Genomic DNA, 13,541 nt, shown 5'->3' with positions numbered 1-13,541 from the left:
ACTCCTGTGTGGCAATATTGAATCAACCATCAACGTTTATACACAACCTTTCCGCCGACAATGGTGAACGCCGCGGCCCCCTTCACCTCCCACCCGAGGAAGGGAGAGTTCTTGGATTTGCTGGCGAGCTTGTCGGCATCCACAGTCCACGTAGCCTTCGGATCGATGACGGTGATGTCGGCAACAGAGCCAGGCTTCAGGGTTCCGCGGTCAATCCCGAGGATTTTTGCAGGGTTGCATGCCATTTTATCAACCAGAACCGGAAGGGTCAAAACCCCTTCTTCCACCAACCGGAGTGACAACGTCAGGGACGTTTCCAACCCGACGATGCCGTTCAGGGCCTCGTTGAACTCCAGGTCCTTTTCGTCGATATGGTGGGGAGCATGGTCGGTGGCGATGGCATCGATGGTTCCGTCCTTCAATGCCTCCTTTACCGCTGTCACGTCATCGGCCGTGCGAAGCGGCGGGTTCATCTTGGCATTGGTGTCGTACCCCCGCACCGCATCATCCGTAAGGCTGAAATAGTGCGGCGCGGTTTCGCAGGTGACTTTCACGCCCCGAGCCTTGGCATTGCGGATGATGCGGAGGGACCCCTTGGTGGAAACATGGGCGATGTGGAGCGGAGAATCGGTGAACTCGGCCAGGTAGACGTCGCGGGCGGTTGCCGCGTCTTCGGCGGCCCACGGAATCCCCTTGAGGCCCAACTCAGTGGAGACGAACCCCTCGTTCATGACCCCTGCCCCCACCAGTGACAGGTCCTCGGCATGGGAGATGACCATGATCCCCATTCCCTTGGCATACTCCAGTGCCCGGCGCATGAGCTCCGAGTTCGTCACCGGATGCCCGTCATCGGAAACGGCCACGCAACCCGACTCCTTCAGCTCGCCCATCTCGGAGAGAAGCTCGCCTTTGGACCCCTGGGTGATGGAGCCCACCGGGAAGACGTTGACTGATCCTTCTGCCTTGGCCTTGGCGATAATGTAGCTGGTCACCGCCTTGTTGTCGTTTACCGGCTTGGTGTTGGGCATGCAGGCCACCGAAGTGAACCCGCCGGCCGCTGCCGCCTTTGTGCCGCTGACGATGTCTTCCTTGTACTCGTGGCCCGGGTCCCGAAGGTGAACGTGCATGTCGATGAGTCCCGGCGTTACGATGAGGCCGGAAGCGTCGATGGTTTCGGTTCCGGAGGGTGCCTTCACCCCTTTGCCCAGCTCTTTGACGGCCCCGTTCTCGACGAGTATATCGAGCACTTCATCAATTCCCTGCGACGGGTCGATTACCCGCCCTCCCTGTATCAACAAATTCATGGATCACCTCGCGTCCTGGTGTAGGGACGATCCTTGTGATCGCCCAAATCGGGCGAATGCGAGATTCGCCCCTACAAGCATTGAATCACTCCGTAACCAGCGTTCCCCCGCTCACGTGATAGAGCATCGCCATCCGCACCGCCACGCCGTTTTCCACCTGTTTGAGAACGTGGGAATTGGCGCCGTCCGCCACGTAGGAAGAGAGTTCCACACCGCGGTTGATGGGGCCGGGGTGCATGACCATGGCGTCGGGCTTCGCCCACTTGAGGTTTTCGGGGTTAAGGCCGTAATAGCGGGAATACTCACGGGTATTGGGTATCAGGGTTTTCCCCTGCCGCTCCTGCTGGATGCGGAGCATTATGATTACGTCGGCATCCTGGATCGCTTCCTTCATGGTGGCGCAGACAGTGACGTTGCCGAGCCGCTCCACCCCCGGAGGCATCATGGTGGGAGGCCCCGCCAGAAACACCCGGGATCCCATCATGGTGAAACCTGCGATATCGGAGCGTGCCACCCGGCTATGGGTGATATCGCCGACAATGGCCACCTTGAGTCCGTCAAGCCGGCCGTAGCGGTCCTTGATGGTCAGCATGTCGAGAAGCCCCTGGGAGGGGTGCTCATGGGCGCCGTCACCGGCGTTGATGATGGAGCAGGAGAGCCGTTTGGCCAGGAAGTAGTGGGAGCCGGAAACGGCGTGGCGCATGACGACGATGTCCGGTTTCATCGCTTCCAGGTTTTTTGCGGTATCGAGGAGCGTCTCCCCCTTGGTTGCCGAACTCGTGGATGCGGTAATGTTGACGGTGTCGGCCGACAGCCGCTTTCCCGCGATCTCGAAGGAGGTACGGGTACGGGTCGATGACTCGTAGAACAGATTGATGATGGTCTTGCCGCGCAGGGTCGGCACCTTCTTGATATCGCGGCTGTTGATCTCCCGCATGTTTTCGGCGGTCGAGATCAGCAGTTCAATCTCATCCTTGCTGAGGTCTTTCAGCGCTATGATGTCCTTGTGCTTGAATCCCATCGCTTCCCCCCATCTCGCGTAGGGCTAGGCCCCGTGCCTGCCCTGTCAAAAGTAACCGCCTGGGTTGCCCCCGACGCAAATCACTTTTCCAGAACCACTTCCACCGGCTTGGCATCGGCATCGAACTGGACCGTGATCTTCTCCCTGCGGCTCGTGGGGACGTTGCGCCCGACAAAATCAGCCCTGATGGGGAGTTCCCGGTGTCCCCTGTCGATGAGGACCGCCAGTTGGATGCTGCCGGGCCTGCCATGATCCATGATGGCATCCATGGCGGCGCGGATGGTCCGACCGGTGAAGAGCACATCATCCACGAGAATTACCTTTTTCTTTTCCACGGTGAACGGGATATCGGTCTTCCCCACCGGCAGATGAACGGCGTGCCCTTTGAAATCGTCGCGGTAGAGGGTAATGTCAACCTCGCCCACCGACACTTTCCCTCCTTCGATCTCTTCAAGCCGGGACGACAGCTCCCGGGCCAGGTGGACTCCCCCGGTCCTGATTCCAACGAGAACCAGGTCGGCAACCCCCTTGTTCCGCTCGAGAATCTCATGGGCGATGCGGGTCAGCGCCCGTTTCACGCCAACCCCATCCAGTATGGTCGTCTTCTCTTCAGCCACCTCGTCCCTCCTTTCGCTCACAGGGCCTTGTCGCCGACTCCGCCGGCAGGCACGAAAAGAGCCCTTCCGCACGACGCGAAAAGGCTCAGTAAGACTGTATGGTACGAGTCTGTCATCGGCACCTTTTCTAACCTCACGGGGCTAATTTAAAAGGCAAAGTCTGTTGTTTGTCAGCAAAATTTGGAGAATTTTATCACCCCGTTACGGAGGGTGTCAAGGTCAATTTCAGTGAATCAGGTCACCGATGCTCTTCCAACGGACACGCATATTGTCGCGGTCCCACGACCAATACTTGATGAAGGCAAGTCCCTTAATCTGCTCGCTTTTCACGAATCCCCAGAAGCGGCTGTCGTAGGAGCGGTCCCTGTTGTCACCCATGACGAAGTAGGAGCCGGCCGGCACCGTGACGGGACCGAAGTTGTCCCGCGGATTCTGGGCAGCAGCAATAACTTCGTTCTCCTTGTGAACTTCCTGGGGAATCTTGTAGGGCTTTCCGTTGACATAAACCGTCTTCATAATGACCCTGATTTCATCACCAGGAACACCGATGACGCGCTTGATGAAGTCCTTGCTCGGATCTTCTGGATACTCGAATACAATGACATCACCCCGCTTCGGCTCCCGGATCGGGGCAATTTTCATGTCGGTAAAGGGAATCTTGGTGCCGTAGATGAACTTGCAGACGAGAATATGATCACCGATGGCAAGGGTGTCCTCCATGGATCCGGAGGGGATCTTGAACGCCTGCACCACGAACGTACGGATGATGAGAGCAAGGATAACAGCGATGATGATCGACTCGGCATATTCCCGAACGATATGCTTTTTCTTGACCTGCGGCTCCTCTGCTGCCGGCCTTTCGCCCATGGCGTTGTTCGATCCGTATTGAGAATTTTTGTAGTCCATTGCGGTTCCTTTTCGGTGAATGTTCTATGGGTAAACCCTTACTCTTCCACCTTGAGAATGGCGAGAAATGCCTCCTGGGGCAACTCCACGTTTCCCACGTTCTTCATCCGTTTCTTCCCTTCCTTCTGCTTTTCGAGGAGTTTCCGCTTGCGGGTGATGTCGCCGCCATAACACTTGGCGAGGACATCCTTGCGCAGGGCCTTGACGGTTTCCCGGGCAATGACCTTTGCGCCAATGGCAGCCTGGATAGCTACCTCGAACATCTGGCGGGGGATCAGCTCCTTCATCTTGGAGACGAGGTCACGGCCCCGATAGTATGCCTTGTCCCTGTGAATGATGAGTGAGAGTGCGTCCACCACTTCGCCGTTGATCATAATGTTCATCCGCACGAGCTCGCTCCGGCGATAGTCCAGATGTTCGTAATCAAGGGAGGCATACCCCTTGGTGATGGACTTGAGCCGGTCGTAAAAATCGAGCACCACCTCGTTCAGGGGGAGTTCGTAGATGATCATGACCCGCGTCGGGGTCAGGTACTTGATCTCCCGCTGCACCCCGCGCTTCTCCTCGCACAGGGCAAGAATTCCGCCGACGAACTCATTGGGGGTGTGGATGGAGGCAAGGATGAACGGCTCCTCTACATAGTCGATCTCCTGGGTCGGGGGGAGTTGGTTGGCACTCTCGATGGAGATCATGTCGCCTTTGATCCGGTGGACCCTGTAAACGACCGTTGGCGCGGTGGTGATGAGGTCGAGATTGAACTCCCGCTCCAGCCGCTCCTGGATGATCTCCATGTGGAGAAGCCCCAGAAAGCCGCACCGGAAGCCGAATCCCAGCGCCAGTGATGTCTCCGGCTCGTAGGAGAAGGAGGAATCATTGAGTTTGAGTTTGGCCAACGCATCGCGAAGCTGTTCGTATTGCGAAGTGTCGATGGGGTAGAGCCCCGAGAAGACCATGGGCTTCACTTCCTTGAAACCGCCGAGGGGGGTCGTACAGGGCTTGAGGGTATGGGTGACGGTATCGCCGATCTTGGCGTCGGCAACGTCCTTGATGCCGGCAATGACAAAGCCGACCTCACCGGCCGACAACTGGGGCACCTCCCGCATCACCGGGGCGAAAACACCAACTTTAAGGGCCTCGTAGCTACGTCCGGTGGAGACGAGCTGGATCTTATCACCCTTCTTGAGGATGCCATCGATGAGCCTCGCCAGAATAATGACTCCCTGGTACTGGTCATACCACGAATCAAAGAGCAGAGCCTTGAGCGGCGCGGCCGGGTCTCCCTCCGGGGGAGGGATCTTTTTTACGATCTCTTCCAGGATCTCCCGGGTCCCGATCCCTTCTTTGGCGCTGGCAAGCACCGCATCGTGGGCGTCCAGGCCGATGATCTCCTCGATCTCGTGCTTGACCCGCTCCGGTTCCGCCGCCGGGAGGTCGATTTTGTTCAGAACGGGAAAGACCTCAAGGTTGTTGTCGATGGCCAGATAGACATTGGCGAGGGTCTGGGCCTCAACCCCCTGAGAGGCATCCACCACCAGAAGTCCCCCCTCGCAGGCAGCGAGAGAGCGGGAAACTTCGTAGGTGAAGTCCACATGTCCCGGCGTATCGATCAGGTTCAGCACGTAATCCTTCCCGTCGTCGGCCCGGTAATTCAGGCGGACGGTCTGGGCCTTGATGGTTATCCCGCGCTCCCGCTCCAGATCCATCTTGTCGAGGAACTGATCCTGCCTCTCTCGCTCGGAAAGGGCACCGGTATACTCCAGGAGCCGGTCTGCAAGGGTGGACTTGCCGTGGTCGATATGAGCAATTATTGAAAAATTGCGGATATTTTCGATCTTCATAGACACCTTGTCGTTAAATGAGTGTAACCGTAGAACAATAGCCGAAAGAGGGAGATTTTGTAAAGGGTATTCTCCGGATACATCCAGCATTAATTCTCCGCCACTTCTGCGATTGCCGAGCCCCTGGAGCTGTGATATACAAATGTCAAGATTAGGCGTCATTATTGATTTGGCGATTTGCTGCCACCGGCATAAAGAGCCGGCTCATCCATTACAAGCTAAATACAGTGCGTCGAGAGGAACACCGACCGTGACCCAGACCGGAACGACAGCCGTAACGGATGCCGATCGAATCGTTGAACTCGAACATCTTCTCGTCGAATTGAAGGCGGAACTGGCCGAGAGGAAAAATATCGAACGGGATCTCAAGCGAGCCAAGGTTTCAGCCGAAGCTGCCTGCCACTCAAAAGAAGATCTTCTCGCCCTGGTGAGTCATGAAATCCGCTCTCAAATACAAATGCTGACCGGTGCCGTCGAATTGCTCCGCGAAACCCCCCTCGACAAGAAACAGACTGAATACCTGAATGCCTTCAATCATGCAGGCGAATTTCTTCTTTCTCTTGTCAATGATCTTCTTGACAACTCACGGCTTGACGCAGGACGTATTCACCTTGACCAAATTGAATTTCCGTTTCGGGAACTGCTCGAAAGAACGGCACAACTTATCGCCTGGCAGGCGGGCAGAAAAGGTCTTGAACTGGAATATCACCTGTCACCCGACATTCCTGCCCAACTTGTCGGTGATCCGAAGCGCCTTCAGCAGGTGATCCTCAATCTGGCCGGTAATGCCATCAAGTTTACCGAACAGGGGAAGATCATCATCACCGTTGAACCGGAAGCATCATCGTTGGCTTCCCAGGAAATGCAGCTCATCTTCACCATTCAGGATACGGGGATCGGCATTCCCGGTGACAAGCTCGAAGAAATTTTCGAGCGATACGCCCAGGCATCTCCGGCTACGTTCCGCACCTATGGAGGAACAGGGCTTGGACTAAACATCGCCAAGAGGCTTGTCGGCTTGATGGGGGGCACGATCAGAGTGACGAGCAAGGAGGGAAAGGGAACTTCTTTCGTGTTCAACGCCCGACTGGGAGTTACGCCCCCCCTTCTCTCCTCCGCAGTAGAACGCAGAAAATCAAAGAGTCTGCCGGAACGGAGCCTTCGGATTCTTCTGGCAGAAGACGCCGCGGAAATACGAATGCTTCTCGGCGCCTTTCTCGGAACCACCTCCCATGCCGTCGATATGGCCCATAACGGAGAAGAGGCGTTGAAGAAGTTCACTTCCAGCAACTATGACGTAATTATCATGGACATTCAGATGCCGGTCATGGATGGCCTTTCGGCCACGAGGAAGATCCGGGAATGGGAGCGAACGCATGACCGGACGCCGGTGCCCGTCGTTGCTCTCACGGCCGGTCCTGAACGCAGCGATTATCTCAGGGCACGGGAAGCCGGTTGCACAACGCACCTTGCCAAACCGATCAAAAAGGAACTGCTCCTGAACACGATCAGCGCTGTGGTGCTGCAGTAACCAGAGGGCTCATGCCTTGGCCCGGGCCGGCATTAGCCGGAATCAAGGAATTAACGAGCGTACCTGCGTTGCCTTGCCGTTTGATTCATGCTATACGTCCGGCAGCTCGAACAACCACAATTAAAGGAACCAGCATGCTGACCGGAAAACAGAAACGCTTTCTTCGTGGGATGGGGCACAGCCTCAATCCCGTAATTACAGTTGGCAAAGGAGAAATCTCCACTCCCCTCGTGCGCGAAACCAGCGAAGCACTCGAGCATCACGAACTCATCAAGGTGAAGATTCTCGAAAGCTGCATAATGGACCGTCACGAGGTGGCCGACGAGTTGGCGAAAGCCTGTGGCGCAGAGGTCGCCCAGGTGCTCGGGAGAACTTTCCTGCTTTACCGCAAGGCCGAGGAACCGAAACTGGAGCTTCCCAAGGGGAAGTAACGCATCCATTCCATGACCAGAAAAAAAGCCCGGATTTCTCCGGGCTTTTTTTATCTTATCTCGATCAGGCGCTGACAACTTCAGTTTCAGTCGTCGTGCCCGTGCCCATGACCCTTTTCCTCGCCATGGTGTTTATATTCGCGCTTTTCCCGCTTCCGCTCCTCCTTGTAGCGCTCCTTGTACTCTTTCCCCGGCTTGAAATGTTTGCCCCGATAATGATCATGTTCATGGCTGTATACTCGATACTCGTCATCGCGGTAGTAACGAATCCGCTCCAGTTTGTGTTTGCGGAGTCCGGGGGGGAGGTTTCTGTGATTGACCACGGTCCATGGTCCCCCGTAGCTGGGCGCACGGTACCAGTAATTATCTTGCCAGAGATAGTAACGACCGGAGATGTAAAAAATATCGTAGGGGATATCGACACCAACATAGAAACCGAGACGAGGAGGTGCAATAAAAAGCGGGGGTTCCTCAATCACAACCCGCGGAGCCGGGACCACTACCGCCGGGGGGGCCGGAATCACAACACCAGAGCGGTTTCCGACGTTGATATTCACGTCAAAACCAACGTCGGAAGCAGCAAACGACGGGGACACCGTTGCAAAAAACAAAGGTAGGACCGTAAGAAATTTTTTCATAAAGAATTTCCTTTCTCGATAAGATTACCTTGACCACTATAGCACCCAAGGTGGCTGGACGCAAAAAAGCCGGGGCCGCATCATTCTAAAATGATATTTCGGCAACCCGGCTGTCTGCATGAGACCCTATAGGCTTTCCGCCCCATTCTCGCGAATGGTTGAGTATTATCGTCTATCAATGCATTTTTCTACAGCACTAACCCAATAGCGGCGACAAGTCAAGAATATACCCCTATTCTTCTGTGATAACAGGCCGTTATGTGATCAAACTCTTTCATACGGCTCAAAAAGACGCTTGAATTCATCGAGAGCGAAGCGGTCTGTCATTCCGGCTATATAGTCGCACACGACCCGCTCACGTCCCAGGATCTCCATTTTTTTCTGATATTTGCGCGGTAAAAGCGTCGGGTGCTTCACGTAGGATTCGAAGAGCTGACGCAGATAGCGCTCGGCTTTCACCCGCATCCGCTCAACCCTATAGTGACGGTAGAGGTTTTCAAAAAGAAACCCTTTGAGCTTACGATTTTTTTCAGCCGTGGCAGGGCTAAAGGCCACCACTGGACGGTTAATCCTTCGCAGATCATCCAGAGAAGTGATGCGAAGGCGTTGAACGTTTTCCAGGCTAGTGGTGGTCAGATCCTTGATGAAAACACCGATAAGGGCACTGATGGTCTGAAGCTTACGCCGCTCCGGATCGATATCAGGATAAGCCCTGGCTATTCCCTCGTGAACCTCCCGCCAAAGCTCCACGCCATCGAGTTGGTCAAGGGTTATGAAACCGGATTTGAGCCCGTCGTCGATGTCGTGATTATTGTAGGCAATCTCGTCGGCATAATTGATGATCTGCGCCTCAATGGTCGGCACCACGCCGGGAAGGAACCTGTCGATCACCCCCACCGGCCGGTCATAGGGGGAAGAATGCTTGACGATCCCTTCGAGCACCTCCCATGAAAGATTGAGACCATTGAAACCGGGGTACCTCTCCTCCAGTTGGTCTACCACCCGAAACGACTGAAGGTTATGCTCAAAGCCGCCGAACCCCTCCATAAGGCGATTCAGGACCTCTTCTCCCGTGTGGCCGAAGGGAGTATGTCCCAGGTCATGGGCAAGGGCCAACGCTTCGGTCAATTCCTCGTTCACCCCCAATCGCCGGGCGATAGCCTTCCCTATCTGGGCCACTTCGAGGGAGTGGGTGAGCCGGGTACGATAGTAGTCCCCTTCATGATTGACGAACACCTGGGTCTTGTATTCCAGGCGACGAAATGCCGCGCAGTGGATAATTCTGTCCCGGTCCCGCTCAAAGGCAGGGCGATGATCACGAAATGCTTCCTGATACTTCCTGCCACGGGATTCAGCACTTCGCGCCGCAAAGCCGGCCAGATCGGAGCGCTCCTGGGAACGTCCTTCAACTCCTTCAGTCATATCCCCTCTCCTCCCATTCCGCCCAACTCTAATGTCGCTTCCCGGGGGTGTCAATGGCGAAAAGATATCCATTGACTACAATTGGCGTATCATGCTAAATTTCTAAGCCTTTTTTAAGAATATCAACTTTTTGCCAGGATTACATACTGAACATTATGATAAATGATCTCCTCGAATTGGTTCCTCCGCGAATCCGCAACAAGATCGGGTCACAGTCGCGAATCTGCCTTCTCAATGGCCGCGACTTGTTCTCCGCTCTCAAAAACGAAAATTTGATCCTCATGGCCTGCAACCCACGGATCAAACATGTCATTCCCGGCATCATGAAGGCCGCCGAGGAACTCGATGCCGTGATCGCCTTCGAGCTGACCCGCACCGAAGGGGGACTCAATGGAGGCTACACCGGTCAAACCCCACAGGTATTTTTCGACACGGTAATCGAATGCGCCGAACGGTACAAATTCACAAAACCGTTCATCATCCACGGCGACCACACCACCGTCCAGAACACCTCTCCCGAAGAGCAGGAGCGCGCCCGACTTCTCATTGAGGGACAGGTCAAAGCGGGTTATACCTCCTTCGCCATCGACGCTTCTTTCAATCCTCTGCCGGACAATATTCGAATCACCGCTGAATTGGCGGCAACCGTCGAGAACGAGGGGTACGGCCTTGAGGTGGAACTGGGGGAAGTCAAGCGGGCAGGAGTTGAATCGAACCTGACCACGGTGGAGGAAACTCAAGAATTTTTGTCCTGTCTCGTGAAAAAAGGGATTCATCCCCAACTCCTTGCCATTGACAACGGCTCCAAGCGGGGAAATTACCTGGACGGCGAGATGATCAGAATCGATCTGGACCGGACAAAGGAAATCTACGACGCCGCCGTTCGCCTCGGCCTTGCGGGATTGGTACAGCACGGTATTACCGGAACTCCCCTTAGGCTCGTGGGCAAACTGGCCAACTATGGTATCCGCAAGGGAAACATCGGCACCCTCTGGCAAAACGTGGCCCATGCAGGGCTTCCCCTCGACCTCATGGACGCCATGCGCCACTGGGCACGGGAGAACGGCAAGGACATAAAATTCGCCACAAAAATATTCAAATCCGAGATCGACGCGATACCCGAGGAGAATGCAAAGCAGATTTTTGACATGGCATACCGCGAAGCCAAGGAGTTTCTTCAGGCGTTCCACGCCAAGGGAAGCGCCTCCCGACTGGCCGCCTCCATCGGGAAACCCCGGTGAGAGTCATCGGTGGAACCGCGCGGGGACGCCGCCTTGCCGCCCCGCGGGGCGAACGGGTACGCCCCACTGCGGATCGGGTCAAGGAGGCATTGTTCAGCATTCTCACCTCCCTTCTGGGGAACCTGGAGGGACTGAGAGTTCTCGACGTCTTCGCCGGAACCGGCAATCTCGGCATCGAGGCCCTGAGCCGGGGGTGCAGCGAGGCAATATTCGTCGACAGCCACCGGGAGTCGGCCGCCATTATCCGGCAGAACCTCACCCAACTCAATCTCACAGACAGAGGCAGGGTTATCGTAAAAGACGCTGCTTCAGCACTGCAATGTCTTAACGAAAATATTGCACCGTTCACCATCATTTTCCTCGACCCTCCCTATCGGCAGGGTTTGGCTGAAAAGGTCCTCGGCATTTTGGCCTCAGCACCGTTTGTCACCAGGGAAACAATCATTGTATCTGAATCGGATTCGAGTGAAGTTTTTCCTGAAAGATTCGGTGCATTGCAGCAGTTCGACCGGAGGGTTTACGGCGACACCGCCCTCACTTTTTTCCAGAAAGGGACTTCCTGACGACCATGCCTAGAAAAGTTGCCGTCTATCCCGGCTCCTTCGACCCCATCACCTACGGTCATCTTGACATCATAGACCGGGGGCTGCGAATCTTCGACGAAATCATCGTTGCCGTGGCCCGTAATTCGGCAAAGAACTCCCTCTTTTCCATTGATGAACGGGTCGACATGATCCAGCGTGTGCTGGCGGACAACGTCAGGGCGCGCGTTGACACTTTCGACGGTCTTCTGGTAGATTACGTCCTCTCCCAGAACGCAACGGTCATCATCCGAGGGCTTCGGGCAATATCCGATTTCGAATACGAATTCCAGATCGCCCAGATGAATAGAAGCATCTCCCAGGATGTTGAAACGCTCTTCATGATGACATCGGTTCCCTTCGGATACCTGTCGTCATCCATCGTCAAGGAAGTAAGTTCCCTGAACGGCCCCATCGACGGTCTGGTCCCTCCCCTGGTGCGGGAGGCCCTCAAGGATAAGTTCTCAAAACCAAGATAGACTTGAGCTAGAGCGGACGCTACCCTTCAACGGAAGAAGGCGGGGAATACTCAGGTACTACCTCGCCTTTTTTCATATTCAACCGGCACGAAGAGACGATAACCTAAAGCATCCGCCCGACCTGCCGATGAGTAGTATGTATCTTGAGTTCAGGAATGGCGGAAAACAGGGCTCAAGCCCCAACAAAGGAGTAGGCGATGATCACGAAAACCATGAGAATCGGCGACATCATCCGCACCTATCCCCAATCCCTGAAGATATTTGAGAAATACGGCCTCGATTGCTATGAATGCCAGGTGGCCGATTACGAAGAGCTTGAGCACGGGGCCGGCGTCCACAAGACCGATCTGGAAAAACTTCTTAAAGAACTCAACGAACTCATTCAATCCTGAATCCATGGAAGCACCATGAAAGAAGAGTTCTCCGATTACCAGAAGCATTTCGCTACCGGACTCCGGGTTGAGGTTCGCTTCCCCCGCGGGCAAAATAAACCGTTCCGTGATGGAGCGATCATCACCCTGCAGGAAGAAGATCTCATCACGTTACAGATTTCACGTGATGCTCTTCCTGAAGACGTCAGGGCAGAAACGGGGACTTTTGTCGACATCCGCACGGGGAAGGATGGCAACGCCTACTGCAGTCGTGCCATCATCGTAGCTGAACGGGACGGCTCACAGGTAACCGCCCGGTTGATCGGCAACGTCATCCCCGATGAAATGCGTGAGTACTACCGCATCGAGACCTATGTTCCGGTTCGGTATCAGTTGGACCTCGACGCAACTCCCGAGCAACTGCAGGAACGGTGGCGAGCAAAACGGTATCCGGTACATCAATCCACGGACGATGCCGCCCATTTATCAACCGATAGGGAAACATCTCCTGCCACTGAGCCGTCCAGAGCAGTTCCACTGGCGGCCAATCTGAGCGGCTCGGGCATCAGAATCAGAACGCGGGATAAATTTCAAACAGGCACTCTCCTGTCAATGGAACTCTACCTTCCCCTTGAAGATCTCAAGATTGTGCCAATCATTGCGGAGGTGGTCCATGTGGACACCCTCCGCACCAAGGAAGGGACTCCCCCGCTGTTCAGCACCGCCCTCCATTTCCTCTGCATCGACGAACGGGACCGCGACTCAGTAATCAGGTTTATCTCACTTGAACAACTGGATCGGCTTCGTGACCATCAGGGCGGAACCGTAAGTATCTCTTCCCTTGAGTATGCGGCTTACTCCCGCCGAAAGCGGTTGTTGCGATTAGCAACAGCCGCTTGCATCATACTTCTTTTCGGCGCCATTGCCTTTGCTCTTGTCTATTACAGATTGAACAGCCCAAAGGGAGAGATCGAACAAACCTTTGAGCAGGAGATCCGGAAATACCGCACGCTCTTCCCCTGGCGCTGACCACTCCGGTAATCTTCATTTTGTAGACCATCGGCCCAACCGGTCAGTGTGCAAACAATGTAATCTAACAGCATCCCTTTTCTACACCCCACCACCCCAACCCCATAAGCCGCAACTAATTCAGGCGCCCTC

General features: G+C 55.1%; 14 protein-coding genes and 1 riboswitch. Of the genes, 7 read left to right on the top strand and 7 right to left on the bottom strand.

Annotation, left to right across the window (positions count from 1 at the left end; genetic code table 11):
- Positions 1–29 precede the first annotated feature (29 nt).
- The 5 genes from GMET_RS08905 to lepA form a co-directional block, all read right to left on the bottom strand.
- Positions 30–1,304 (bottom strand): dihydroorotase, encoded by a 1,275-nt coding sequence (locus GMET_RS08905; protein WP_004513333.1) that lies wholly within the window; start codon positions 1,302–1,304, stop codon positions 30–32.
- Positions 1,305–1,389: 85 nt separating this feature from the next.
- Positions 1,390–2,325, bottom strand: coding sequence for an aspartate carbamoyltransferase catalytic subunit (locus GMET_RS08900; protein WP_004513334.1), 936 nt, complete (start codon positions 2,323–2,325; stop codon positions 1,390–1,392).
- Positions 2,326–2,405: 80 nt separating this feature from the next.
- On the bottom strand, positions 2,406–2,942 hold the full coding sequence (pyrR, locus tag GMET_RS08895) for a bifunctional pyr operon transcriptional regulator/uracil phosphoribosyltransferase PyrR (RefSeq protein ID WP_004513335.1): 537 nt from the start codon (positions 2,940–2,942) through the stop codon (positions 2,406–2,408).
- A gap of 225 nt (positions 2,943–3,167) precedes the next feature.
- Positions 3,168–3,848 (bottom strand): signal peptidase I, encoded by a 681-nt coding sequence (gene lepB, locus GMET_RS08890; protein ID WP_004513336.1) that lies wholly within the window; start codon positions 3,846–3,848, stop codon positions 3,168–3,170.
- Between the two features lie 38 nt (positions 3,849–3,886).
- On the bottom strand, positions 3,887–5,686 hold the full coding sequence (gene lepA / locus GMET_RS08885; protein WP_004513337.1) for a translation elongation factor 4: 1,800 nt from the start codon (positions 5,684–5,686) through the stop codon (positions 3,887–3,889).
- A gap of 112 nt (positions 5,687–5,798) precedes the next feature.
- Between lepA and GMET_RS08880 the strand changes: the two genes are divergently transcribed.
- Together GMET_RS08880 and yhbY are read left to right on the top strand one after the other, a co-directional pair.
- Positions 5,799–7,217 (top strand): ATP-binding protein, encoded by a 1,419-nt coding sequence (locus GMET_RS08880; RefSeq protein ID WP_187148474.1) that lies wholly within the window; start codon positions 5,799–5,801, stop codon positions 7,215–7,217.
- A 134-nt stretch (positions 7,218–7,351) separates the two neighbouring features.
- Entirely contained in the window at positions 7,352–7,648 is a 297-nt protein-coding gene (gene yhbY / locus GMET_RS08875) for a ribosome assembly RNA-binding protein YhbY (protein ID WP_004513340.1), read from the top strand.
- Positions 7,649–7,734: 86 nt separating this feature from the next.
- Here yhbY and GMET_RS08870 read toward each other — a convergent pair whose 3' ends face one another.
- Together GMET_RS08870 and GMET_RS08865 are read right to left on the bottom strand one after the other, a co-directional pair.
- Positions 7,735–8,205 carry a hypothetical protein gene (locus tag GMET_RS08870; RefSeq protein WP_238379007.1) on the bottom strand — a complete coding sequence of 157 codons (471 nt, stop codon included), beginning with the start codon at positions 8,203–8,205 and terminating at the stop codon, positions 7,735–7,737.
- Between the two features lie 178 nt (positions 8,206–8,383).
- Positions 8,384–8,460: riboswitch (cyclic di-GMP riboswitch) on the bottom strand.
- Between the two features lie 90 nt (positions 8,461–8,550).
- A complete protein-coding gene (locus GMET_RS08865) occupies positions 8,551–9,708 on the bottom strand; it encodes a deoxyguanosinetriphosphate triphosphohydrolase (RefSeq protein ID WP_004513342.1) in 1,158 nt (385 codons plus the stop codon).
- A 155-nt stretch (positions 9,709–9,863) separates the two neighbouring features.
- Here GMET_RS08865 and GMET_RS08860 point away from each other — a divergent pair, with 155 nt between their 5' ends.
- From GMET_RS08860 to GMET_RS08840, 5 genes are all read left to right on the top strand, one after another.
- Positions 9,864–10,949, top strand: coding sequence for a class II fructose-bisphosphate aldolase (locus GMET_RS08860; protein ID WP_004513343.1), 1,086 nt, complete (start codon positions 9,864–9,866; stop codon positions 10,947–10,949).
- The gene (rsmD, locus tag GMET_RS08855; RefSeq protein ID WP_004513344.1) at positions 10,946–11,512 is read left to right on the top strand and encodes a 16S rRNA (guanine(966)-N(2))-methyltransferase RsmD; all 567 of its coding nucleotides are present in this window, start codon (positions 10,946–10,948) and stop codon (positions 11,510–11,512) included. The genes GMET_RS08860 and rsmD overlap by 4 nt, the downstream gene beginning before the upstream one ends.
- Positions 11,513–11,517: 5 nt before the next feature.
- Positions 11,518–12,009 (top strand): pantetheine-phosphate adenylyltransferase, encoded by a 492-nt coding sequence (gene coaD / locus GMET_RS08850; RefSeq protein ID WP_004513345.1) that lies wholly within the window; start codon positions 11,518–11,520, stop codon positions 12,007–12,009.
- 197 nt (positions 12,010–12,206) lie between these two features.
- Complete coding sequence (locus GMET_RS08845; RefSeq protein ID WP_004513346.1) at positions 12,207–12,401, top strand: DUF1858 domain-containing protein; 195 nt, start codon at positions 12,207–12,209, stop codon at positions 12,399–12,401.
- A gap of 15 nt (positions 12,402–12,416) precedes the next feature.
- Positions 12,417–13,409 (top strand): PilZ-like domain-containing protein, encoded by a 993-nt coding sequence (locus tag GMET_RS08840; RefSeq protein WP_004513347.1) that lies wholly within the window; start codon positions 12,417–12,419, stop codon positions 13,407–13,409.
- Positions 13,410–13,541: the final 132 nt, after the last annotated feature.

The organism is Geobacter metallireducens GS-15 (assembly GCF_000012925.1).
GTDB lineage: Bacteria > Desulfobacterota > Desulfuromonadia > Geobacterales > Geobacteraceae > Geobacter > Geobacter metallireducens.
Note: the sequence above shows the minus strand (reverse complement) of the source record. Positions and strands in the feature narration are given on the sequence as shown.